Annotated in this window: 17 protein-coding genes; all 17 read left to right on the top strand. The window is 56.3% G+C overall.

Annotated elements, in window-relative coordinates; all coding sequences use genetic code 11:
- Positions 1-10 precede the first annotated feature (10 nt).
- The 17 genes from J4772_RS07320 (at position 11) to J4772_RS07240 (ending at position 22,192) form a co-directional block, all read left to right on the top strand.
- Positions 11-2,068: a YIP1 family protein gene (locus J4772_RS07320; protein WP_209074709.1), complete on the top strand. Its 2,058-nt coding sequence runs from the start codon at positions 11-13 to the stop codon at positions 2,066-2,068.
- Positions 2,069-2,085: 17 nt separating this feature from the next.
- The gene (locus J4772_RS07315; protein WP_209074708.1) at positions 2,086-4,731 is read left to right on the top strand and encodes a DUF5696 domain-containing protein; all 2,646 of its coding nucleotides are present in this window, start codon (positions 2,086-2,088) and stop codon (positions 4,729-4,731) included.
- Positions 4,728-5,639 carry a carbohydrate ABC transporter permease gene (locus J4772_RS07310; RefSeq protein ID WP_209074707.1) on the top strand — a complete coding sequence of 304 codons (912 nt, stop codon included), beginning with the start codon at positions 4,728-4,730 and terminating at the stop codon, positions 5,637-5,639. Before J4772_RS07315 ends, J4772_RS07310 begins: the two co-directional genes overlap by 4 nt.
- Positions 5,640-5,655: 16 nt before the next feature.
- A complete protein-coding gene (locus tag J4772_RS07305) occupies positions 5,656-6,606 on the top strand; it encodes a carbohydrate ABC transporter permease (protein ID WP_116059236.1) in 951 nt (316 codons plus the stop codon).
- 86 nt (positions 6,607-6,692) lie between these two features.
- Positions 6,693-7,868 (top strand): GntR family transcriptional regulator, encoded by a 1,176-nt coding sequence (locus J4772_RS07300; protein ID WP_209074706.1) that lies wholly within the window; start codon positions 6,693-6,695, stop codon positions 7,866-7,868.
- Positions 7,869-8,047: 179 nt separating this feature from the next.
- Positions 8,048-10,819 (top strand): alpha-mannosidase, encoded by a 2,772-nt coding sequence (locus tag J4772_RS07295; RefSeq protein WP_209074705.1) that lies wholly within the window; start codon positions 8,048-8,050, stop codon positions 10,817-10,819.
- 19 nt (positions 10,820-10,838) lie between these two features.
- The gene (locus J4772_RS07290; RefSeq protein WP_209074704.1) at positions 10,839-11,870 is read left to right on the top strand and encodes a glycoside hydrolase family 18 protein; all 1,032 of its coding nucleotides are present in this window, start codon (positions 10,839-10,841) and stop codon (positions 11,868-11,870) included.
- 360 nt (positions 11,871-12,230) lie between these two features.
- Positions 12,231-13,286, top strand: coding sequence for a LacI family DNA-binding transcriptional regulator (locus J4772_RS07285; protein WP_209074703.1), 1,056 nt, complete (start codon positions 12,231-12,233; stop codon positions 13,284-13,286).
- A 292-nt stretch (positions 13,287-13,578) separates the two neighbouring features.
- On the top strand, positions 13,579-14,652 hold the full coding sequence (locus tag J4772_RS07280) for a LacI family DNA-binding transcriptional regulator (protein WP_209074702.1): 1,074 nt from the start codon (positions 13,579-13,581) through the stop codon (positions 14,650-14,652).
- 130 nt (positions 14,653-14,782) lie between these two features.
- A complete protein-coding gene (locus tag J4772_RS07275) occupies positions 14,783-15,850 on the top strand; it encodes a Gfo/Idh/MocA family protein (protein WP_209074701.1) in 1,068 nt (355 codons plus the stop codon).
- Between the two features lie 13 nt (positions 15,851-15,863).
- Complete coding sequence (locus J4772_RS07270) at positions 15,864-16,700, top strand: sugar phosphate isomerase/epimerase family protein (protein WP_209074700.1); 837 nt, start codon at positions 15,864-15,866, stop codon at positions 16,698-16,700.
- Positions 16,701-16,804: 104 nt separating this feature from the next.
- Entirely contained in the window at positions 16,805-17,986 is a 1,182-nt protein-coding gene (locus tag J4772_RS07265; RefSeq protein ID WP_209074699.1) for a substrate-binding domain-containing protein, read from the top strand.
- A gap of 94 nt (positions 17,987-18,080) precedes the next feature.
- The gene (locus tag J4772_RS07260) at positions 18,081-19,070 is read left to right on the top strand and encodes an ABC transporter permease (protein WP_209074698.1); all 990 of its coding nucleotides are present in this window, start codon (positions 18,081-18,083) and stop codon (positions 19,068-19,070) included.
- Positions 19,071-19,075: 5 nt separating this feature from the next.
- Complete coding sequence (locus tag J4772_RS07255) at positions 19,076-20,578, top strand: sugar ABC transporter ATP-binding protein (protein ID WP_209074697.1); 1,503 nt, start codon at positions 19,076-19,078, stop codon at positions 20,576-20,578.
- On the top strand, positions 20,562-20,906 hold the full coding sequence (locus tag J4772_RS07250) for a putative quinol monooxygenase (protein WP_209074696.1): 345 nt from the start codon (positions 20,562-20,564) through the stop codon (positions 20,904-20,906). Before J4772_RS07255 ends, J4772_RS07250 begins: the two co-directional genes overlap by 17 nt.
- A gap of 32 nt (positions 20,907-20,938) precedes the next feature.
- Entirely contained in the window at positions 20,939-21,940 is a 1,002-nt protein-coding gene (locus tag J4772_RS07245; RefSeq protein ID WP_209074695.1) for a Gfo/Idh/MocA family protein, read from the top strand.
- A 21-nt stretch (positions 21,941-21,961) separates the two neighbouring features.
- Positions 21,962-22,192, top strand: coding sequence for a hypothetical protein (locus tag J4772_RS07240; RefSeq protein WP_247741049.1), 231 nt, complete (start codon positions 21,962-21,964; stop codon positions 22,190-22,192).
- Positions 22,193-22,514: the final 322 nt, after the last annotated feature.

Raw genomic sequence — 22,514 nt, 5'->3', positions numbered from 1 at the left:
GGGCAGGACGGTGAACGTCATACGTATCGCAGTTCAACTTCTCGTTCTCGGTCTGCTCGCGCTGGCGGCTCCCGCCGCCGCTTCGGCCGAGGGGTACAGCTACTCTTATTGGGGAGACGCCGTGCCTGCGCCGGACGCTTACGCTCCGGAGCGAATCGTGTATGGGAACGACCTGGGGATCGGTCCTCTGTCATCGCCTCAGGATCTATTCGTAGGTCCGGAAAATAAAGTGTACATCGCCGATACGGGCAACAACCGGATCGTCGTTCTAAGCGGCGAGCTGAAGGTGGAAAAGGTGATTACGGAGTTCGAGCGCGGCGGCGAGAAGGACGCGTTCAACCAGCCGGAAGGCGTGTTCGCCACCGCCGAGGGCGGCATTTACGTCGCCGATACGCGCAATCGCAGATTGGTCGAGCTCACCGCGGAAGGCGCGTTCGTGCGCGAGGTCGGCGAGCCGAAGTCGTCGCTGATTCGCGAAGGCTTCCAATACGCGCCGAGCAAGGTTGTCGTCGACCGGACGCAGCGAATTTACGTTGTCGGGCGCGGCTCGTACGAAGGCATTATGGAGTTCACGGCCGACGGCGAGTTCACCGGGTTTCTGGGGACGAACCGGGTCAAGTTCAAGCCGATCGATCTGCTCTGGAAGCAGATTTCCACGAAAAAGCAGCGCGATCAGATGCAGCAGTTCATACCGCTGGAATTCAACAATATCGATCTGAACGAGGACGGCTTCCTGTTCACGACGACGTCCGAGGAAGGCTCGGACAGCCCGATCAAGAAGCTGAACCCGTCGGGCACGGACATTTTGCGCAGCAAGGGCTATTTCCCGCCGAAGGGAGATATCGGCACGGCGGAGACGGGCAGCGTGCGCGGGAGCTCGATCTTCGTCGACATCGTCTCCGACCGCGGCGGCATGTACAGCGCGCTCGATTCCAAGCGCGGCCGCGTCTTCTCCTACGACAAGGACGGCAACCTGCTGTATGTCTTCGGCGGGCTGGGCAGCCGGCAGGATCGGTTCCGCAACCCGTCGGCGATCGCTCTGCTTGGCGAGCGGACGCTGGTGCTCGATCAGGACTACAATCGGCTGACCGTATTCGCGCCGACGCGGTACGGGAGCCTGATCCGCGAAGCGGTAAACGCGCTGTACGACGGCCGGATGGAGGAATCGACCGCCGCCTGGCGCCAGGTGCTGCAGCTGAACGGCAACTTCGACGTCGCGTATATCGGCATCGGCAAGTCGCTGCTGCAGCAGGGAGACCACCGTGAGGCGATGAGCTACTTCAAGCTCGGCAGCAGCCGGGAGTATTATTCCGAGGCGTTTAAGCTGTACCGCAAAGACATTGTGATGGAGCATTTCGGCAAAATCGTGCTTGTGATCGCGCTGGCTCTCGGCATCGTCATGTTTGCGGCGAAGCGGGCCGGCCGCCGCAACGCCGGCGTCCGCTACAAGGACACCGGGGCGTTGAAGCATCCGCTGCACACGATGCTCCATCCGTTCGCCGGGTTTTGGGAGATGAAGTTCGAGGGCAAGGGCAGAGTATCGATTGCCGCCGCGATCGCGCTATTGTTCGTGTTGCTAACCATTGTGAAGCGACAGTTCAGCGGCTTCGTCGTCAACTACAACAACCCGACCGAGCTGAACAGCCTCGACGAGCTGAAGTTCATCGTGCTGCCGCTGCTGCTGTGGTGCGTGGCCAACTGGTCGCTGACGACGTTGATGGACGGCATCGGCAAGTTCAAGGACATCATGATGGCTGCCGGCTATTCGCTAATGCCGTTCGTCGTTTTGTACGTGCCGCAAATTTTGTACAGCAACGTCATTACGGCGGACGAAAGCTCTTTTTATTATTTGATCGACACGGTGGCGTATCTCTGGTTCGTCTGGCTGCTGTTTGTCGGGACGATGACGATTCACCAATACACGGCCGGCAAAACGATCGCGACGATGCTGCTGACACTTGTCGTCATCGGAATCATTTTGTTCATCGGAGTGCTGCTGTTCAGCATGGTCCAACAGATGGTCAGCTTCGCCGAGTCGCTGATCCGGGAAATGTCTTTCAGATGGTAGGGAAGGAGGGGCGGCCAGTGAACGGAAAAAATAAAGCGCTGGCGATCGCGGTTTGCGCCGCCTTGGCGGTCGGAGGCATCATCGTCGGCTGGGGAGGCGAACGCGGCGGCGAGCAGGCGCAGGCAGGCGCCCCGGCAAGGGCCGCGGCGGCAAGCGGCGGACCTGCTGCGGCTCAAGGCGGGTTTGCGGTGCAGGCGGCTGCCGGGGGTCGGAGCGCGCTTCCGGCGGTGCTGGCGATGGGAGCGGCTCTGACGCCGAGCGCGGCCAACACGGCGGCGGAGCGTTCCGCTCTGGCCGGGACGGAGCGGGTCGCGGAGAACGAAAAGCTCATTCTGTACTTGCAGCGGGCAGGCGCGGGCATCGCCGTTCAGCAGAAACAGGGCGGCTACGTCTGGTTCTCCAATCCTGTCGAAGCCGCGAGCGATCCGATTGCCTCGCCGTTGTACAAGGCCGAGCTGCAATCGCAGCTGATTTTGTCTTATTACAATGCCAAAGGCCAGCTATCGCGGTACAACAGCTTTACCGATAGCGTACAAAAGGGGCAGTTCGACATTGCCGCAATCGATAACGGCGTTCGCATCGTCTATCGCTTCGGGAACCAGCCGGACGTCGCCTGGGCCAACATTCCGTCGGTGATCGGCAAGGAGCGCTTCGAGCAGGCGATTCTGAGCAAGCTGGCCGACGACGAGGCGCGCAAGCAGGTCACCTACAAGTACCGGCTCAATAATGAGAAGCAAATCTACGAGGTGCGCAAGCTGCAGGACAACGTCGCCGCCGAGCTGTCGGCGCTGCTCGATTCCGCAGGCTACACGGCGGAGGATGCGGAGCGGGACAACAGCGAAAACGGGGCTGGACGGCAGGAGTCGGAGGATCAGGCGCAATTCGCGGTCCCCGTCGAATATACGCTCGATGGTCAGTATTTGTCCGTCGCCGTCAAGGGCGGAGAGGTAGAGAGCCGTCCGACGTTTCCGCTGGCCAGCTTGCAGGTGCTGCCGTATTTCGGCGCGGCGGGCGACGATCGGGAAGGTTACATGCTCGTTCCCGACGGCTCGGGAGCGCTGATCCGGCTGAACAACGGCAAGCTGAGCGCCGAGCCGTATCAGATGCCGATTTACGGGGAGGACGGCACGTTCGACGTACAGGAACGGTTTCTGTCGAATGAGAAAGCGCGCCTGCCCGTATTCGGACTGAAGAAGAACGATCATGCGTTTATCGGCATGATGGAGGACGGAGCGGCTATGGGGAGCGTCCTGGCCGATATCGGCGGACGCTTTACGTCCTACAACAGCGTGAACGGCAGCTTCCGCTTTACGGCGATGGACTTGTATACGTTAAGCTCGGGAAGCAAGAGCAGCTCCGTGCCGATGTTCCAGACGCCGTCGTATCAAGGCGACATTCGGCTGCGGTACGCTTTCCTCTCCGACGAAGCGGCCGATTACGCCGGCATGGCGGCGGCCTATAGCGATTACTTCGTCGCTAAGCACAATATGCAACGGCTGACGCCAAGAGAGAACGCGCCGTTCGTGCTTGAGGTGGAAGGCGCGTTCCAGCGCCGCAGCTCCTTCCTCGGCATTCCGTACGACTCGACGGAGGCGCTGACGACGTACGAGCAGGCGGCCGAGCTGCTTGCGCTGCTCAAGGAACGCGGCGTCGACGACATCGCGCTGCGGTATGTCGGCTGGTTTAACGGAGGCATTCGCCATAGCTCTCCGGACGACATCGGGTTCGTCAGTGCGCTCGGCGGGAAGAAGGGCTTCCGCAAGCTGGCCGAATTCGCGGGGGCTGAAGGAGTCCGGCTGTATCCCGACGTCGCCTTCCTGCGGAAGTTCAAGGGCTCGAGCGGCAGCGCCGACTTCCTCGACCGCCGCAATGCGGCGATCTACGAGTACGATCCGGTCACGTACCACAAGCTCGGCTCGCGCTTCTCGCATTACGTGCTGTCCGCTTCCCGGCTGCCGGACGTCGTTCGCGGCTTTCTGTCCGATTACGCCAAGCTGGGCGTGTCCGGCGTGTCGCTGCGGGATATGGGCGAGGAGGTCAACTCCGATTTCGCTCCGTCCGCTCCGCTGACCCGCGAGCAGGCGCGGGAGACGATCGCGGCGGAGACGGGCAGGCTCAAAGACGAGCTCGGCTCCGTTATGGTCAGCGGCGGCAATGCGTATACGCTGCCGTATGCCGACATCGTCGTCAACGCGCCGACGTCCGCCAGCGGGATGAGCTTGACCGACGAGGACGTTCCGTTCTTCCAAATCGCCCTGCACGGCTATGTGGACTTGGCGGGCGCTCCGTTTAACGCGGATCGCGGCCAGAACCCGCGCAGGTCGATGCTCAAGGCGCTGGAAACCGGCTCCAACGTGTTCTATCAATGGTTTTACAGTCCGTCGTCGGCGGTGAAGGATACGCGTTACAACGGTCTGTACGCGCTCCATTATCAAGATTGGCTGGACGAGGCGATCGCGCTGTACAAGGAAGCGGACGAGGTGCTGAAGCAGGTTCGCGACCAGCCGATTACCGGACATCGCAAGTTGTCCGCGAACGTGACGGAAACGACGTTCGGCAACGGAACGACCGTTATCGTCAACTACGGCGACGCCGACGAGCGGGTCGACGGGCTGACGATCCCGGCAGAAAGCTACCGGATAGGCGGTGAAGCCACCAGATGAAACTTACGCTCAAACGCAAAAAGAAGCTGACCCTGAAGCAAAAAAACGCCTGGTTCGGCGTCCTGTTCGCTTCGCCGCTTATTTTCGGCATGATTATGCTGTTTATTTTGCCCTTGATCCAATCGCTGCGCTACAGTCTAAGCTCGATTCAACTCGTCGAAGGCGGGTTCTCCGTCGAATACGAAGGAATTTCCAACTTTACGAGCCTGTTTACGTCGAATCCGGATTACCCGCGAAGTCTGGCCGAGTCGATCGCGGGCATGGCCGTCAACGTGCCGCTCATTCTCGTCTTCGGTCTGTTCGCGGCGGTGCTGCTCAACCAGAGGTTCAAAGGGCGGCCGTTCGCCAGAGCGGTATTTTTTCTCCCGGTCATTCTCGCCTCCAGCGTGATCGCCAATCTCGATATTGGCAGCTTCGTCGGAAGCGGATCGCTCTCGGCCGGCGGAGGGGATGCGGAATCGAACCTGCTGCAAAGCTTCGAGCTGAAGAAAATGATGCTCGAATCCGGCATCTCGCCGATTTTCGTCGACTATCTGACCGGGGCGGTAGACCGGATTTACGAGATTATCAGCTCGTCGGGCGTGCAGATTTTGATTTTCCTGGCCGGACTGCAGTCGATTCCGCTTTCGCTCTACGAAGCGGCGAAAATCGAAGGGGCGACCGGGTACGAGAGCTTCTGGAAGGTGACGTTTCCGATGATGTCGCCGCTGATTCTAACGAATACGGTATATTCAATCATCGATTCGTTCAGCGACAGCCCGATCAACAAGCTCGTATCGGAGACGGCGTTTAAGGTGTTCGACTTCGGTCTCAGCGCCGCCATGTCCTGGGTATATTTCCTGTCCGTCGCGCTTATTCTCGCCATATCTGTCGGCCTGATCTCGCGCAAGGTGTTTTACTACGATTAATGGGGGTGGCGGAGCGATGAGCTCGAAGACCGCATATACGGAATTGTTCGTCAGCCGGTACCAGCCCGTGGAGAAGGGCAAGCGCTGGGCATGGGTGCTGATTCGCACCGTGCTTGTCGTCGGCTTCTGCTTCATTATTTTGTTCCCGCTGTTCCAGCGGCTGTCGATCGCGTTCCGGAGCAAGGCCGACATCTACGATCCGACGGTGCTCTGGATTCCGCGCAATTTTACGTTCGACAATCTGCGAATCGCCATCGAGACGACGAACTACTTCGAGGCGCTCGGCAATACGGCGCTTATCTCGGCCAGCACAACGCTGATTCAGCTCGTCTCGTGCGCGCTGGCGGCCTACGCCTTCGCCAGACTGCAATTCAGAGGCAGCGGGCTGCTGTTCGGCCTCGTCATTTTTACGATTATCGTGCCGCCGCAGACGATTATGATTCCGCTGTACTTGACGTACCGCTACTTCGACTTGTTCGGTCTCGTCGGCTTGTTCTCAAGTAAGGACAGTCTGAACCTGATCGATACGTTCTGGCCGTTTATTCTATCGTCGAGCACGGCGATGGGACTGAAGAACGGGCTGTACATTTATATTTTCCGGCAGTTTTTCCGCGGCATTCCGAAGGAGATCGGAGAAGCCGCCCTCGTGGACGGGGCCGGCGTATTCCGAACGTTCCTGCGCATTATGGTGCCGAATGCGGTGCCCGCGATCGTCACCGTGCTGCTGTTCTCGTTCGTCTGGCAATGGAACGACAGCTACTATGTCAGCCTGTTCCTGAAGCAGGTCAAGGTGCTGTCCACCAGTCTGATGGATATGGGAGTAGGGCTGCGAGAGCCCGATCCGGTCTATACGTCGATGCTGCTCAATACCGGCGTGCTGCTGGCGATTGCGCCTCTTATTCTGATGTATCTGTTTGTTCAGCGGTATTTTGTCGAAAGCGTGGAGCGTACGGGGATCGTCGGGTAAGGACGCGGTGCGGAACAAACTATTGGATATACCAATAAACAAGGCTATAATTGTAACAGATTCGAGAATCCGGGGTGTGAGTCCATTTGTTAAGCGGAGATAAGCCGTTATATAGTCAAATCATTGAAATTTTGCGAGGTCGCATCGAACGCGGCGAATACGTGCCCGACCAGCAGCTTCCGACCGAGGTGGAGCTGGCCGAGCAATTCGGCGTCAGCCGGATTACGTCCAAGCGCGCCTTGATCGAGCTGGAGCGGGAGGGCCTGATCTACCGCAGGCGCGGCAGCGGCAGCTTCGTGAAGAAGAAGGAAGGCGTCCGCAGACCGCCGGAGGAGCAGGGCGGAGCCGCTGCGAATCGCATCGTGTCGATGATTATTCCCTATGTCGCTTCCAACAACATGTTTGGCTACATTCCCGGTATCTCCGCTTATTTGGAGTCGCGCGGCTATTATTTGAGCATTCATAACAGCGACTGGAGCAGCGCGCAGGAACGGGAGCTGCTGCGCTCCCTGCCGAAGCGGGGGACGTCCGGCATTATTCTGTATCCGGTCAGCACCCAGCGCAATTTGGACATCGTTCATGCGCTGCACGCTACCGGTTATCCGATCGTAACCATTGACCAGTATTACAGCCTGCTGTCGATGGGCAGCGTCGTCTCCGACAACTTCGGCGGCGGCTATACGAGCGCGGCGCAGCTGATCGAGCTTGGACACACGCGCATCGCCTTCCTGTCGACGATCGACATTCAGTACCGCAGCACGGTTCGCGACCGCTTCTTCGGCTACTGCAAGGCGCTCAGCGACAATGGGCTTCCCGTCGATATCGATCTCGTGTACAGCGGGATGACCGACCAGGCCGAGAGCGACCCGCCGAGCCGCAGGCAATTTTACAAGTCGCTGCTTGCGCAAATGCTGGAGCAGCAGGTCACCGCCATTCAGGCGGAGCACGATCTGGTCGCCTTCGAGATCGTCAAGGCGGCGGCGGACATGGGCGTGCGCGTGCCCGAGGAACTGTCGGTCGTCGGCTTCGACAACAATCTCGACTTCGCGCTGCATTCCGATGTGCCGCCAATCACGACGGTGGAGCAGGAGTACCGGGAAATCGGCAGGAGGGCGGCGGAGATGATTGTCGATCAGCTTGAGAGCGGCGAACGGCAGACGAACCGCGTCGAGGTGCCGATTGTCTGGATTGCGCGGCAGTCGACAGGCCCGGGGCCGGAGGCCGACGCCGACTCCGACGAAGAGGAGCAGGAGGCGCGTTGAGCGGGGAGCCGGGGCATGCTGTTGAAAACCATTTTACGATTGCGCATATCGTAGAATGGTTTTCTTTCTTTTGGTATACCAAATATTTTGATTATCCCTCTAAAAAGATATAACTAATATTTACCGAACTTCGATTAAGGTATATAATAGTAGAGAGAAAATAGTGGGGAGGACACGAGATGACCGGAACGAGAGGCGGCAAAACGGCCCATGTCATATCCCACTCGCATTGGGATCGGGAATGGTACTTGCCGTTCGAGAAGCATCGCTACCATCTGATCAAGCTGATGGATCGCTTGGTGGAGACGATGGAACGCGACCCTGCATACAGAAGCTTTCATCTGGACGGACAGACGATCCTTCTTGAAGATTATTTGACCGTAAGGCCGGAACGGAGAGAGAGTCTGCAGCGGCTGATTAGGGAAGGCCGTCTCAATATCGGACCTTGGTATGTGCTGCAGGACGAATTTCTGACGAGCGGCGAAGCCAACATCCGCAATTTGCTGGCCGGTTTGCGCGACGCCAGAGAGTTCGGGGCCGTCTCCAAGCTCGGCTACTTTCCCGATTCGTTCGGCCATATCGGCCAAGCTCCGCAAATCTTGCAGCAGGCGGATATCGATGTCGCGGCGTTCGGACGCGGCGTCAAGCCAACCGGATTCAACAACGAGGTCACGGAACAGGCCGCCTACGAATCCCCTTACTCTGAACTGCTCTGGGAAGCGCCGGACGGCTCGCAGGTGCTCGGCATTTTGTTTGCGAACTGGTACAGCAACGGCAACGAGGTTCCGACGGATTCGGAGCAGGCCCTGAGCTTCTGGGACGAGCGACTGGCCGCCGCGGAGAAGTACGCTTCGACGCCGCACCTGCTGTTTATGAACGGCTGCGACCATCAGCCGGTTCAGACCGATTTGCCGCAGGCTTTGCGGACAGCCGCCGAACTATATCCGGACATTGAGTTCATCCATTCCGATTTTAACGCTTATGTGAAAGCGCTTAAGCAATCGATGCCGGACGACCTCAGCGTTATTCGCGGCGAGCTGCGCAGCCAGCGCACGGACGGCTGGGGAACGCTCGTCAATACGGCTTCCGCCCGCATCTACTTAAAGCAGAGGAATGAGAGGGGGCAGACGCTGCTGGAGAAGGGCGCTGAACCGTTAGCCGCTTACGCGCACCTGCTTGGCCTGGACTATCCGCATCATCAGTTGCTGCATGCTTGGAAAACGCTGATGCAGAACCATCCGCACGACAGCATCTGCGGCTGCAGCGTCGACGAGGTACACCGCGAGATGGTTACTCGCTTCGAGAAGAGCAGCCAGACTGCCGAGTGCATTATCGCCGACAGCGTTGCGCACATCGTCAAGCGCGTGGATACGTCCGCATTCGGAGGTTATGGCGAGCAGGCGTTGCCTTTTGTCGTATTCAATACGACAGGCTGGAAGCGCGGCGGTATCGTGTCGGCGGAGCTGGACGTCAGCCGCATCTATTTCCGCGAGGGTGTGGAGTTCGGCGAAATGAAGGCACGGTTGAAAACGCTGCCAGTGAACGGGGGGGCGATCGTGGACGCGGAAGGCCGTCAGTTGGCGAGCATTGTGACCGACTTGGGCCTGCGCTTCGGTTACGATCTTCCGGACGACCGCTTCCGCCAACCGTACTTCGCCCGTACGCTGCGCGTCGAGTTCGAAGCGGACGACGTTCCGGCTTGCGGCCATCGGGCTTTTGCCTATATCCCTTCCAGTCAGGAGTTGGGGGAACTGCCAGAGCCACGGTTTGCAAGCGAAGGCTCCTTGCTCGCGGACGATGGACGATCGCTGGAGAACGACCGGATCAAAGCTACCGTCGAAGACAACGGGTCGGTGACGCTGACCGACAAAGCCGGCGGTCGAACGTTCCGGGGATTGTGCATCTACGAGAATGCCGGGGATGTCGGCAACGAATACATGTACCGACAGCCGAACGGCGAGACGGCGCAGACGACTGAGCTTTTGCAGGCCCAGGTGAAGGTGCTGACCGATACGCCTTATGAGGCGGCGCTGGAAATCGAGCAGGAGTGGCAGATCCCGGAGGAGGCAGAGGCTTCGCTCGCGCGGGAACGCGACGAGTTGATCTGGTTCACCGGTCGCCGCTCTGTGCGCACGGAGCAAACCGTCGCGCTGCGCATCCGCACCGTCGTTCGCTTGCAGCGCGGCGGCCGCGGACTTCAAGTAAACGTCGAACTCAACAATACGGCGCGCGACCATCGCGTCCGTATGCTGTTCCCGACCGATTTGCGCACTGATGTTCATTACGCCGATTCGATTTTCGAGGCGGCGCGGCGGGACAACGAGCCGGCTGCGGAATGGCGCAATCCGAGCTATTGTCATCATCAACAGGCTTTTGTCAGCCTGCACGACGAGACGGCCGGTCTGACGATCGCCAACAAAGGGTTGAACGAATACGAGGTGCTGTGCGACGGCCGCAACACGATTGCCGTTACGCTGCTGCGATCGGTCGGCGAGCTGGGCGACTGGGGCTTGTTTCCGACGCCAGAAGCCCAGTGTCCCGGTATGCATGGCGCAGAGCTGATGATTATTCCGCATGGAGGCGGAGGTCAGCGAACGGACGCTTACGCCGAAGCCTATCAGTTTCAGACGCCGCTATACGTCGGTACAACGGGCGTCCATGGCGGAGCGGTTCCGCCTAGCTATAGCTGGCTGAATTGGAGCGGCCGCGATCTGGCGCTGTCGGCGTTTAAGGTCGCCGAGGATACCGGGGACGTGATTGTCAGATGGTTTAATTGGATCGGCGAAGCCACCGAGCTTGCCGCGATCCCGGCCTTCGCGCATGAGCGAATGGCGATGAGCGATGTGCTGGAGCGGCGCGGGGAGACGCTGGAATCGGATTCGGGCGGCGGTTTTCCCGTTGGTCCGCACCGGATCGTGACGCTGGCGATTACGCCGCAACTACCCGATTAAGGAAAGGAACGTGAACGCGATGAAGCGACAGTGGATTTTGGCCGGTTATGCCGGAGACGAGGCGCTGCCGACGATCACCGACGAAGACGCGAGAAAGCTAACTCACCTGAATATTGCGTTCGGTCATGTGCGAGGCGATGAAATTCGCGTCGATCATCTGCGGCATTTAGATAGGCTGCCGGAGCTGAAGGCAATGAATCCCGAGCTACTGATTCTGCTGTCCGTCGGCGGCTGGGGCGCGGGCGGGTTCTCCGAAGCGGCCGCCACCGCCGAAGGACGTGCCAGCATGGCGCAATCGGCCGTGCGCATGCTGCGCAGCTTGCCGCTGGACGGCATCGACCTCGATTGGGAGTACCCGTGCTACGCCGAAGCGGATATTGCCGCATCTCCTGCGGACAAGACGAACTTTACGCTGCTGCTGCGCGAAATGAGAGAGGCGCTTGACCTTGAGGGGGCCGAGCAAGGACGGCATTATTTACTGACGATCGCAGCGGGCGCGGATCGATATTATATCGACGGAACCGAGATGGACCGGGTGCATCCGTATTTGGATTTCGTACAGTTGATGACGTACGACATGCGCGGAGGTTTTCAGACGCTGACCGGCCACCATTCGAACCTGTATACGCCGACTGGCGATTTGTTCCGAATCAGCGTGGATGCCTCCGTTCGGATGTTCCGCGATGCCGGCGTGCCGCCGGAAAAAATCGTCATCGGAGCGGCCTTCTATTCCCGCATGTGGCGGAACGTACCCAATCGCCATGCAGGGCTGCATCAGATGACCGCCTCATCGGGAGGCTACGGCCCCGATTATACCCGGCTGCATGCCGACTACATCGGTCGAAACGGTTTTGTCCGCTATTGGGACGAAGAAGCGAAGGCTCCGTACCTGTTCGACGGGGATAGTTTCATCACGTACGACGACGAGCAATCGCTCCGTCATAAGTGTGAATATATCCGCAGCGAAGGGCTGGCCGGCGTCATGTTCTGGGAATACAGCTGCGATAAGACGCACCGGCTTCTGGATGCGCTGCACGACGGTCTGGAATGAGTTTCCGCACGAACGGATCAAGTCGACGCAAGAAGGCTGACAAACAAATGTGATGTGTAGCGACATGAATATACTTGAATTGAGTCTCCAGGCCTTCAACTCCCCGCTGTATTTTAACTGATACTGCGGGGTATTTTGAGTGGAAAATGAGAAGGAGATGGAAAGGCCGGGTATAACTCCGCCTCCGGAACGGATGAATTCAAAACGGACCGTTTAGGCAAGTTCGCATTTCGGTGAAGTGAGAAAATGTATCGATAGGAACGGCAGCAAGCGGCCGGTTTTCCCGGTCTCTTGCTATTATTAAGATGAAAATACGTTATAATACTAGAATAGATGACTCGGCAGACCGGAGGATTTTTCATGGTTATTAACGACAAGAAGGAATACACCATCAAAGATGTCGCGATCCTCGCTGGAGTATCGACTGCCACGGCCGGACGCGTGCTCGGCGGTTATGGGAGCGTTTCTAGCAAAACCGCCAGGTCTGTGATGGAAGCGGCTCAAAAGCTGAACTACATTCCCAACGCGATCGCGCAAAGCATGAAGAAAAGAAATACGAATACAGTCGGCTTGATCGTGGCGAACATTTGCAATCCTTATTTCAGCACGATCGCCAAAGCCACCGAGGAGCATTTGGCCAAACATGGATACCATGTCATTATATGCAATACAGATGAAGATCTGGACAAAGAAATTTCCTATATCAAAACCCTCTATGAGAAGCGAATAGACGGATTGATGATCGCCACCGCTTTCAAAGGAAATGAGAAGATTTCCGAAGAAATCGGCCGGATTTATGACGGTAAAATCCCGACCTTGATCATTGATCGTGAAATAGCGGGGTTATCCCTCCCGACGGTCACTTCGGATAATTTCAGAGGCGCTTATGACGCGACGAGCCACTTGATCCGGCTGGGTCATAAACGCATCGGGGTCATTGGAACGACAATCAGCACTTTGTACCAAAGGGTCGACGGCTATAAGAAGGCTCTTATGGATAACGGAATTCCGTTAGATCAAGATCTGATCGCGAACAAGGGGGTTCCGAACCTCCAGGCAGGGGACGTGAGGGAAGGCAAAGAAATCGCGATCCACATGCTGACCTCCTCGAAAACGAAAGTGACGGCCATCCTGGCGCTAAATAATTTGTTAACCTTCGGCGCCTTGCAAGCCATTCGCGAGTTGGGTTTGAAAATCCCGGACGATGTCGCATTTATCGGCTGGGATGATTTTGAGCTGGCCACAGTCATGAATCCCCCGGTTACGGTGGTTAATCAATCGACCGGCGACATCGCCGCCATCGCTTCCAGCCGGTTGCTTCAAATGATGGATGAACCGGCTCAGGATGAGGCCGACAGAAATCGAAAAGTCGTGCTCGCCACGCAGCTGATTGTCCGGGGATCTTGCGGCGCGTGAATGGATTCCAGACATTTTCTCCAAAGTATTTTTCGAAAATCACTTGACTTTGCATAATTGACGAAATATCATAGGCAATATAAAGAGAACGTTCTCAATTCTCATGAAAACGCACACGTTATACCAGTCAGCAAAAATTGCCCGTTTAGTTGCATTAGTATCTAAGTTCAAATCATTTTTTTACTCTAAAATGAGAACGTTCTCAATTTTGAAAGCCATTTTGAAAAAGCTGCTATAATTCGCGGTTTCGGCTTGTTCGTTCGAATGGTGTTGGGGCATAGGAGTTGAAAGTGTGGAAGGAGCATCAAACAAGGAATATACCATCCGGGATGTCGCCAACTTGGCAGGAGTTTCTACCGCAACAGCGGGGAGAGTGCTCGGGGGATACGGCAGCGCATCCCAGAAGACGATGAAAGCCGTTCTGGAAGCCGCTGAAAAACTGAATTACATTCCTAATGCAATCGCGCAAAGCATGAAAAAGAAAAACACCTATACGGTCGGCTTGCTGATCGCGAATATCGCCAACCCGTTTTACAGCACCATCGCGAGAGCTTTGGAAGAGCATTTGATGAAGCAAGGCTATAACATGATCATCTGCAATACGGATGAAGATCTGGACAGGGAAATCACCTATCTCAAAACGTTGTACGAGAAAAGGATCGACGGCCTCATCATCGCCAGTGTCCTGAAAGGTACCGAGATGGCGAAAGAGGAGATCCACCGGATTTATAACGGAAGCATCCCTACGATTATTCTGGACCGCGAGGTGCCCAGTTTGGAGCTGCCGACGGTCACGTCGGACAATTTCGGAGGCGCGTATGAAGCAACCAGCCATTTGATCCGGCTGGGGCACACCAGGATCGGGGTTATCGGTACAACGATCAGCACGTTGAGCAAGCGCGTGGAGGGGTACAGGAAAGCGTTGGACCATCATAACCTACCCTTTACGGAATCGTTCATCTTGGATCAAGACCTAACGGATATCCAGGTTGGAGAGGTGAAGGAAGGTTATAACAAAACGATCACGATGCTGACGAAAAACAGGAAGAAGCCGACCGCGATCCTGGCCTTGAACAACTTATTGACGTTCGGCGCTCTGCTCGCGATCCAGGACCTGGGTCTGGAAATCCCGAAGGACGTGGCGATCATCGGGTGGGACGATTTCGACTTGGCACCGCTGCTGGAGCCTCCTTTGACCGTTGTCAGGCAAAACCCTTTTAACATTGCCAGCATTACGGCGAACCGGCTCCTGGATTTGATCAACGGTGTCGGAATGCAGGACGGTTCGGATCCCAAAATCCTGCTTTCCACGCAGTTGGTCGTCCGGGGGTCATGCGGTCAGCCGATTGAAAGGCGGTGGTCATGATGTGAGAAACGTGGAGACGACCCCAAAAGGGGGTTGACTTTATGTCGAAATGAGAACGTTCTCATAATCATTTCAATGACAACCTGAAGTTCATTAAAAAACGAACAAAGTCGGAAACGGAGTGTTGAATATGATGAGAGTGATTCAAATCGGAGCCGGATTCTGGGGCGGCGGATGGACAAGCGTCCTGAAAGAATCTCCTTATACGGAATTGGTGGCGCTTGTAGACCTGAACGAACAAACCTTGCACAGAGTCGGCGACGAGGTCGGATTACCGAAAGAGCGCAGATTCACGAATTTCCAAGAAGCGATGAAACATGTGGAAGCTGACGCAGCCCTAGTGGTCACGCCACCCCCGTTCCACGAATCCGTGGCGCTTGAAGCACTCGAAGCCGGTCTCCACTGCATGGTCGAGAAACCGATCGCGGATACGCTTGCCGGCGCGGACCGGATCGTCCGCAAAGCGAAGGAAAAAGGCTTGTACGTCATGATCACGCAAAGCCACCGGTTCAAGAGAGGACCTCGCACCGTTCGTCGTTTGATCCAGCAAGGCGCGGTCGGCAAGATTGAAGCCCTGTACGGCCGTTACAGAAAAGCGCCGATGTTCACGGGGTTCCGTGCGGAAATGGATGAGCCGCTGATCGTGGACCAATCCATCCACCATTTCGACTATATCCGCGGCATTTTCGGCCTGGAACCGGATTATGTCCGCGCCCGGAGCTTCAACCCAAGCTGGTCGTACTTCAAAAGCAATGCTTCGGCCTTCGTCGAGTTCGAATCTAAGGAAGGCACGATGGTTTCTTACACGGGTTCTTGGGTGGCCCGCCGACCCCATACGCAATGGGACGGATCCTGGGAAGTTCACGGTACTTACGCATCGCTTTATTGGGATGACAACCGCGTCTTGATTTATCCGCACGAGAACGTGATCGGCGACACCGTATTCTACAAAGGAGCCATTGAGAGAGCGAACGATATTCTCGAAGTTCCGCTAGACAACGTGGAAGAGGAAGAACGATACGGCACGCTTAAGGAATTCACGTCTTCCATCAAGGAAGGCCGGCAGCCGGAAACGTACGGCGAGGACAACATGCGCAGCTTGAACCTGGTGCTGGCCGCCGTCGAATCGACCAAACGGGGCGGAGAGCGCATCGACCTGAACGAGTTTTTCCGATCCAACATTCAAAACGGCTATTAAGGGGGTGCCACGCATGAAAATCTCATTCAACACTTGGGCATACAGCAGTTTTCCGGTTTGGGTGCCTTCTTATCCGCTGGAAGTCGTCATCGAACGGCTCGCCTCCATGGGCTACGACGGAATCGAAATCGGCTGTGCGAATCCGCATGCTTGGCCGGATCATGTATCGCCTGAACGGCGCAAATTCATTCTCCAGCATTTGAAAAACAACAACCTGGCCGTTTCGTCCATGCTTCCGGCTCCGGGCGGCGGACCGGGCAACAACCCGAGCTCGTTGATCAAAGAAGAGCGCGAATTCGCGGTCAAGCACTACAAGGACGTCGTACGACTGGCTTATGAGTGGGAATGTCCCACGGTCATCTGGGTAGCCGGCTGGGCCTCGTTCGGAATGCCGCAGAAAGACGCCTGGAACTACAGCCGGGAAGGCCTGGCCGAAGTCGCGCGTTATGCGAAAGAACTCGACATCACGATGGTTGTCGAGCCCACCCCGGTGGACAGCAACCTGATCGAAACCGCGGACGATGCGCTCCAGCTGGTTGAAGAAACCGGCGAATCCAACGTCAAAGTGATGTTCGATACGATCCATGCGCTGTACCGCAACGAAGTGCCGAGCGACTATGTGTACCGGATGAAAGACAAACTGCACCACGTCCACATTTCCGATAACGATCGTTTGCCTCCGGGCCAGGGCTACGGCAACTTCGACACCGTTCTGAAAGCACTTAAAGAAATCGACTATAAAGGCTACCTCACCATGGAAGTCGGATTCCATACCAGAAGAGCGGATCCCGACTGGTATGCGCAAACGTCCATCGACTTCCTGCGTTCCAAACTGGCTTCGCTGAAGTGAAGGGGAGGTTGCCCGGCCGGGCAACCCTTTCCTGACTCGATGAAAGCGCTCTATTAACGGCTGCTTCACAAAAATTCAGATATGTTAATTGGGGGAAAAGAACAATGTTCAGGAAATTGTCGGCAGTATGCTTGACGGCGTTACTCGTGTTCGTGCTCGCTGCATGCGGATCCAGCAAATCGGGCGACAGTGGTGAATCCTCGGCGCCGGCCGCTGCCGAAGGCGGCAGCCCCGCCGCTTCCGGAAGCTCGCCCGCCGGGCAGGAAGTCAACCTCAACCCCACCTCCGTTGAAGGCGTCGGTCCTAACGGCGAGAAGGCGGAGCTGCCTTCCGTCCTCACCCTGACGGACGAAGAGAAGCAAAAACTGAAAGACGGCAATTTCACGGCTGCTTTCGTTTACCACATGCAAAGCAATGATCATAACCAGATCAAGCTCGCAGCCGCGAAGAAAACTTTGCAAGATCTCGGGGTAAAAGTGGTTTCCACCACGGACGCCAACTTCAACGCCCAAACGATGATCGGCCAGATCGAAAGCACGATAGCGCTGAAGCCGAGTGTCATGATCGCAATGCCTGTCGACCCGGATGCGACCTCTTCCGCGTTCCGCGAAGTGCAAAAAGCGGGAACCAAATTGGTATTCATGGAAAACGTTCCGGCCGGTTTCAAACCGGGCGAATATACGAGCCTGATCAACTCGGACAGCTACGGCAACGGCAAAGCGGCAGCAGAAATCATGGCTCAGCAAATCGGTTACAAAGGCGAAGTCGCCATGGTGTACTACGATGCGGTGTTCTTCGTCACCAACGAACGCGACCGTGGCTTCAAAGAAACGATCCAGAAGTACCCGGATATCAAGCTGGTTGCCGAGTCCGGATTCGCGGACCCGAACAAAGTCGGCGAAGTGGCGGACGGTCTGTTCGCCCGTTATCCGGATCTCAAAGGCGTCTATGCCAGCTGGGACGTGCCGGCTGAGAGCATCATTGCGTCGGCGAAGTCCATCGGCAAGAACGACGTCATTCTCACGACGGTCGATCTGGGTCTCAACACGGCCCGCATGATCGCGGAAGACGGATTCATCCGCGGCACGACGACCGCCCGTTCCTACGACCAAGGCGTTGCGGAAGCGATGGCAGCCGCTTATGCCCTGCTTGGCAAAGAAGCTCCGTCCTATATTTGCCCGCCGGCCCTTCCGGTCGTGAAATCGAACGTGCTTGAAGCGTTCGAGACGGCATACCATAAAGACGCTCCTAAGGAAATCGTGGATGTCGTCAGCAAAAACAAGTAAACGATAAGCTTCCGGCCTCGTTAAGCGGCATAAGCCGCTTAACGGAGGCTCTGCTTAAAAGATTGGAAATCGAACCATACACGGGGTGTGACACATGCAAAACAATCGATCGCTGCTTGGCATTCCGCAAGGGGCGAAAGTGAAATTCAACTTCAGCAATTACATGGTTTACATCATTTTCGTGATCGTTCTGCTGATTTTCGCCCTGTGGCACGGCGAGAAATTTTTCTCCGCCAACAACATTCTCAACATCACCCGGCAAACCGCCATGATTTCCATTATGGCCGTGGCCAGCACCTTCGTCATTGCAGCCGGACAAATCGACCTTTCCATCGGTTCCATCGTGGCATTGTCATCGCTTGTCACCGCTCTCGTCCTACAGAGCACGGACAACATGTTCCTGGCCATCGGATCCGGTCTGGTGACGGGCGCGGCAATCGGTTTGTTCAACGGGTTCTTCGTGGCCAAAATCAGGATTCCCGCGTTTCTGGTCACCCTCGGAACGCTTAGTCTCGTCAAGGGCGCGGCGATGTGGGCAACGAACACTTCGGCCGTACCGATTACGAACGAAACGTATACGCAAATATTCGGCCTGGGAACGATCGGCCCGATTCCGATTCTGTTCGTCTGGACGTTGATCGTGGCGGCCATCGGCTATTTTGCTTTGACCAAGCTGCCATTCGGCAAAAAAGTGCTCGCGACCGGGGGCAATGAAACCTCGGCGAAATACACCGGTATCAACGTAGCCCGTACGACGATGGCGGTATTCGTGCTTTCCGGCATTGCGGCCGCTTTCGCGGGCATGCTTTATGCAGGACGGGTGCAGACCGCACGGTACACGTTCGGGGAAGGCGACGAACTTTCCGTTATCGCGGCCGTCATTCTCGGCGGCACCAGCATGGCCGGCGGCGTAGGCACGGTCATCGGTTCCGTGGTCGGTTCTTTGCTGATGGGCGTGATCAACAACGGGCTGATCATCGGCGGCCTGAGCGTCAGCCAGCAAATGATGGTGCGCGGCGGGATCATCATTCTGTTCGTTACGCTGAGCATGCTTGCCACTCGGGGTAGCGCATTTAAGAGGTGAACGATATGAGCGAGTATATTCTCGAGATGGACGGCATCAACAAATCGTTCAACGGCGTCAAGGTTTTGAAGAACGTGGGCCTGAAAATCAAGAAGGGCGAAGTGCATGCGCTGGTGGGCGGAAACGGCGCCGGGAAGTCCACCATGATGAAAATTCTGACCGGAGTATATACGGCGGACTCGGGAACGATCCGGATCGGCGGCGAGCCGGTAAAGTTCGAATCCGCGCAGGATTCCAGCCGTTACGGGGTCCGCATGATCTTCCAGGAACTCAGCTTGGTCCCCACGATGACGGTGGCGGAAAACATCTTCCTGAACCAAAAGCCGAAAGCCAAAGGCTTACCCATCATCAACAACCGCCAAATGGAGAAAAAGGCCGCAGAGCTGCTGCGCGAATTCGAAATCGACCTGGATCCTTCCCGGGTCGTCAACACGCTGGGCGTAGGGTATTGCCAGCTGGTCGAAATCGCGAAAGCTTTATCCCGGGACGCCAAAATTCTGGTCCTGGACGAACCGACGGCATCGCTTACGGAAGCGGAGACCCAAATCCTGTTCGGCATCGTCAGGAAACTCAAGGCCGGAGGCGTCACGATGGTCTACATTTCCCACCGGATGCATGAGATTTTCCAGATCACGGACTCCATTACCATCATGAGAGACGGTCAGCATATCATCACGGACAACACCAAGAACTTCAGCATGGACTCCATCATCCATCACATGCTCGGCAGCACGACGGTCGAAAAAGCGTTCAAAAGAATGCACCGAGAGAGAAAACCGTCAAACGCCAACATTTTGGAAGTCAAACGCCTGCACATTAACGACAAACTAAAGGACGTCAGTTTTGAACTGAAGAAAGGCGAAGTGCTCGGCTTCGCCGGATTGATGGGTTCTGGAAGAACGGAAATCGCCGAAGCGATCTTCGGCATCACCCCCGCGAAAAGCGGAGATATTATCGTGGATCATAAGCCCGTTAAAATCCGGAACGTGAAAGACGCCATCGATGTCGGCATCGCCTTGATCCCCGAAGACCGGAGGAGACAAGGCTTGGTCTTGATCCACACGGTGAAGGACAACATGATTTTGCCCGTCGTGGACAAGTTGAAGAAGGGTCTGGGCTTGGACAAAAAACGCGTGGAAAACATCGTTCAATCCAAAATCGGTGAACTTGCCATAAAAACAGACAACAGCAACAAAGTCATCTCCCTCTTGTCCGGAGGAAACCAGCAGAAAGTCGTCATCGCCAAATGGCTGGAAATCGGGCCGAAAGTGCTGATGATGGACGAGCCGACCGCGGGCATCGATATCGGCGCCAAAGGCGAAATCATCGACATGATCCGGCGGCTGGCCGATCAAGGGAACAGCTTTATTCTGATCTCTTCGGAACTCAGCGAACTCATGGCGATTTGCGACCGCATTATCGTGCTCAAGGACGGCCGGATCACGGGAGAACTGAACGGAGACGAAATCCCGTCCGAGGAAGTCCTGCAGCATGCCATTCAACAGTAACCGGTCAGACGAGACGGAGGGGATCAAGGTGGTTGTATTCAGCGTCGACTTAAAGGCGAAACCCGGTAAAGAACAAGAACTCGAAGAAGCGCTGAAAAGCATGATTCCGGACGTCCAGAACGAGGACGGCGCGCTGGTTTATGCGCTTCATCGGGTTAAAGGGAGACCGGGCGAATTTTATTTCTACGAGAGATACAAAGACCAGGCCGCTCTCGAATTCCACGACTCGGAGCCTTACACGAAACGATTGATCGCCAACCTGTCAGAGCTTCTGGCTGAAGAAATGAAAGTTACCCATTTCGAAGAAATCGCTTCGATCAAGCGATAACATTCCGTCCGGGAAATTCAGGGGGAGAATGCATGAAGAAGCTTCGCTGGGGCATTTTGGGATGCGCGCAAATCGCGGTAAACGACATCATTCCGGCCATCCGGCAATCCGAGCTTGGAGAGGTTGCGGCCATAGCCAGCCGGGATGAGTCCAAAGCTGGGCGGACTGCGGAGTCTCTCGGCATCCCGCAGGCTTACGGCTGTTACGAAGCGCTGCTGGCAGACGACAGCATCGATGCGGTGTATATCCCGCTGCCGAACCACATGCACTACGAATGGACGATCCGCGCGGCGGAAGCAGGCAAGCATATTCTCTGCGAAAAGCCGCTCAGTTTGAACGTCCGCGAAGCGGAGCAAATGGTCGAGGCCTGCGGGAAGCATGGAGTAAAGCTTGCCGAGGCGTTCATGTATCGTTATCATCCGCGCTATGATCGGATCCTCGAGATCATCCGTTCCGGCGAAATCGGCGAGCTGCGGGGTTTGCAAGGCACGTTCACGTTCAATATCGGTCCCGCTTCGGATAACATCCGGTTGAAAGCCGACATGGGAGGAGGGGCCCTGTACGACGTCGGATGCTATTTAATCAGCGCCGGCAGGCTACTGCTCGGTCGTGAGCCCAAGGCCGCAACTGTTCGTTCGCTAGTTTCTACGGAATATGGCGATGTCGATTTGATGGCGGCCGGGTTGCTGGAGTTCGGCGACGGGCTGAACATGACCTTCCAGTGCGGGATGAGGGCCGAATTCCGCGATATGGTGGAAATCATCGGCACGGACGGACGCATCGGCATTCCGGATGCCTTCCTTCCATGGCCGGGTTTGACCGCGAATTACTTCATTACGGTGAAGGGCGAGCGGAGGGAAGAACAGGCGGAAGCCTTGAACACCTATCGCCTGCAGGTGGACAGTTTTGCCCGGAGCATTCTGAACGCAGAGCCGCTTGCCTTTGATCCGATGGATGCCGTTGCCAACATGAAAGTCATCGACGCGTGTTTGCAGTCTGCAATAGAGGAAACCCGTGTCGAGCTTCCTCAGTGATAAGCAAAGGAGGGATTTGTCATGACGATCATGAAAGGCGTCATATTTCCTGGTGATAAGAAAGTCGAGGTTAGGGAATTTCCAGTTCCAGTTCCGGGAGCGGGCGAGGTACGGGTGAAGCTGAAGGCGTCGGTGATCTGCCGAAGCGATATGAGCCTCTACTACGGAAATCCGGTAGCGCAAAATCCCCTTGTTCTTTCCTTGGACGGGGACGCAACTCGACCGCCTTGCTGCGGTTACGCTCAAACATAGAGCGAGGAAACGATGCTCCCTTCTCACTTTCCAATAAACGAAACCAGTTTTTGTGATGTAACAAGAGGACAAAGACAAGTTGAAACAAAAACGAGTAGGTATAGCCGAATTTTTCTTGAAGCCTGTTGTTTCTGCTGCAGCACTTTCAATTCCTTGAAAACCGGTTTGATTTCATTTGGATGTTGCTTCAAGGGTGCGTTTTGATCTATCCTATAAAGGACACCTCTTCTGTGTGGTAGTGATTGCTCGACACTCTCACTTTACCGAACGAAGCGGTGTTTTTCTATTTTTACAACTTCCGTATTCAATCCGCCGTTTTCTC

The organism is Cohnella sp. LGH (assembly GCF_017671885.1).
GTDB classification, from domain to species: domain Bacteria; phylum Bacillota; class Bacilli; order Paenibacillales; family Paenibacillaceae; genus Cohnella; species Cohnella phaseoli.
Note: the sequence above shows the minus strand (reverse complement) of the source record. Positions and strands in the feature narration are given on the sequence as shown.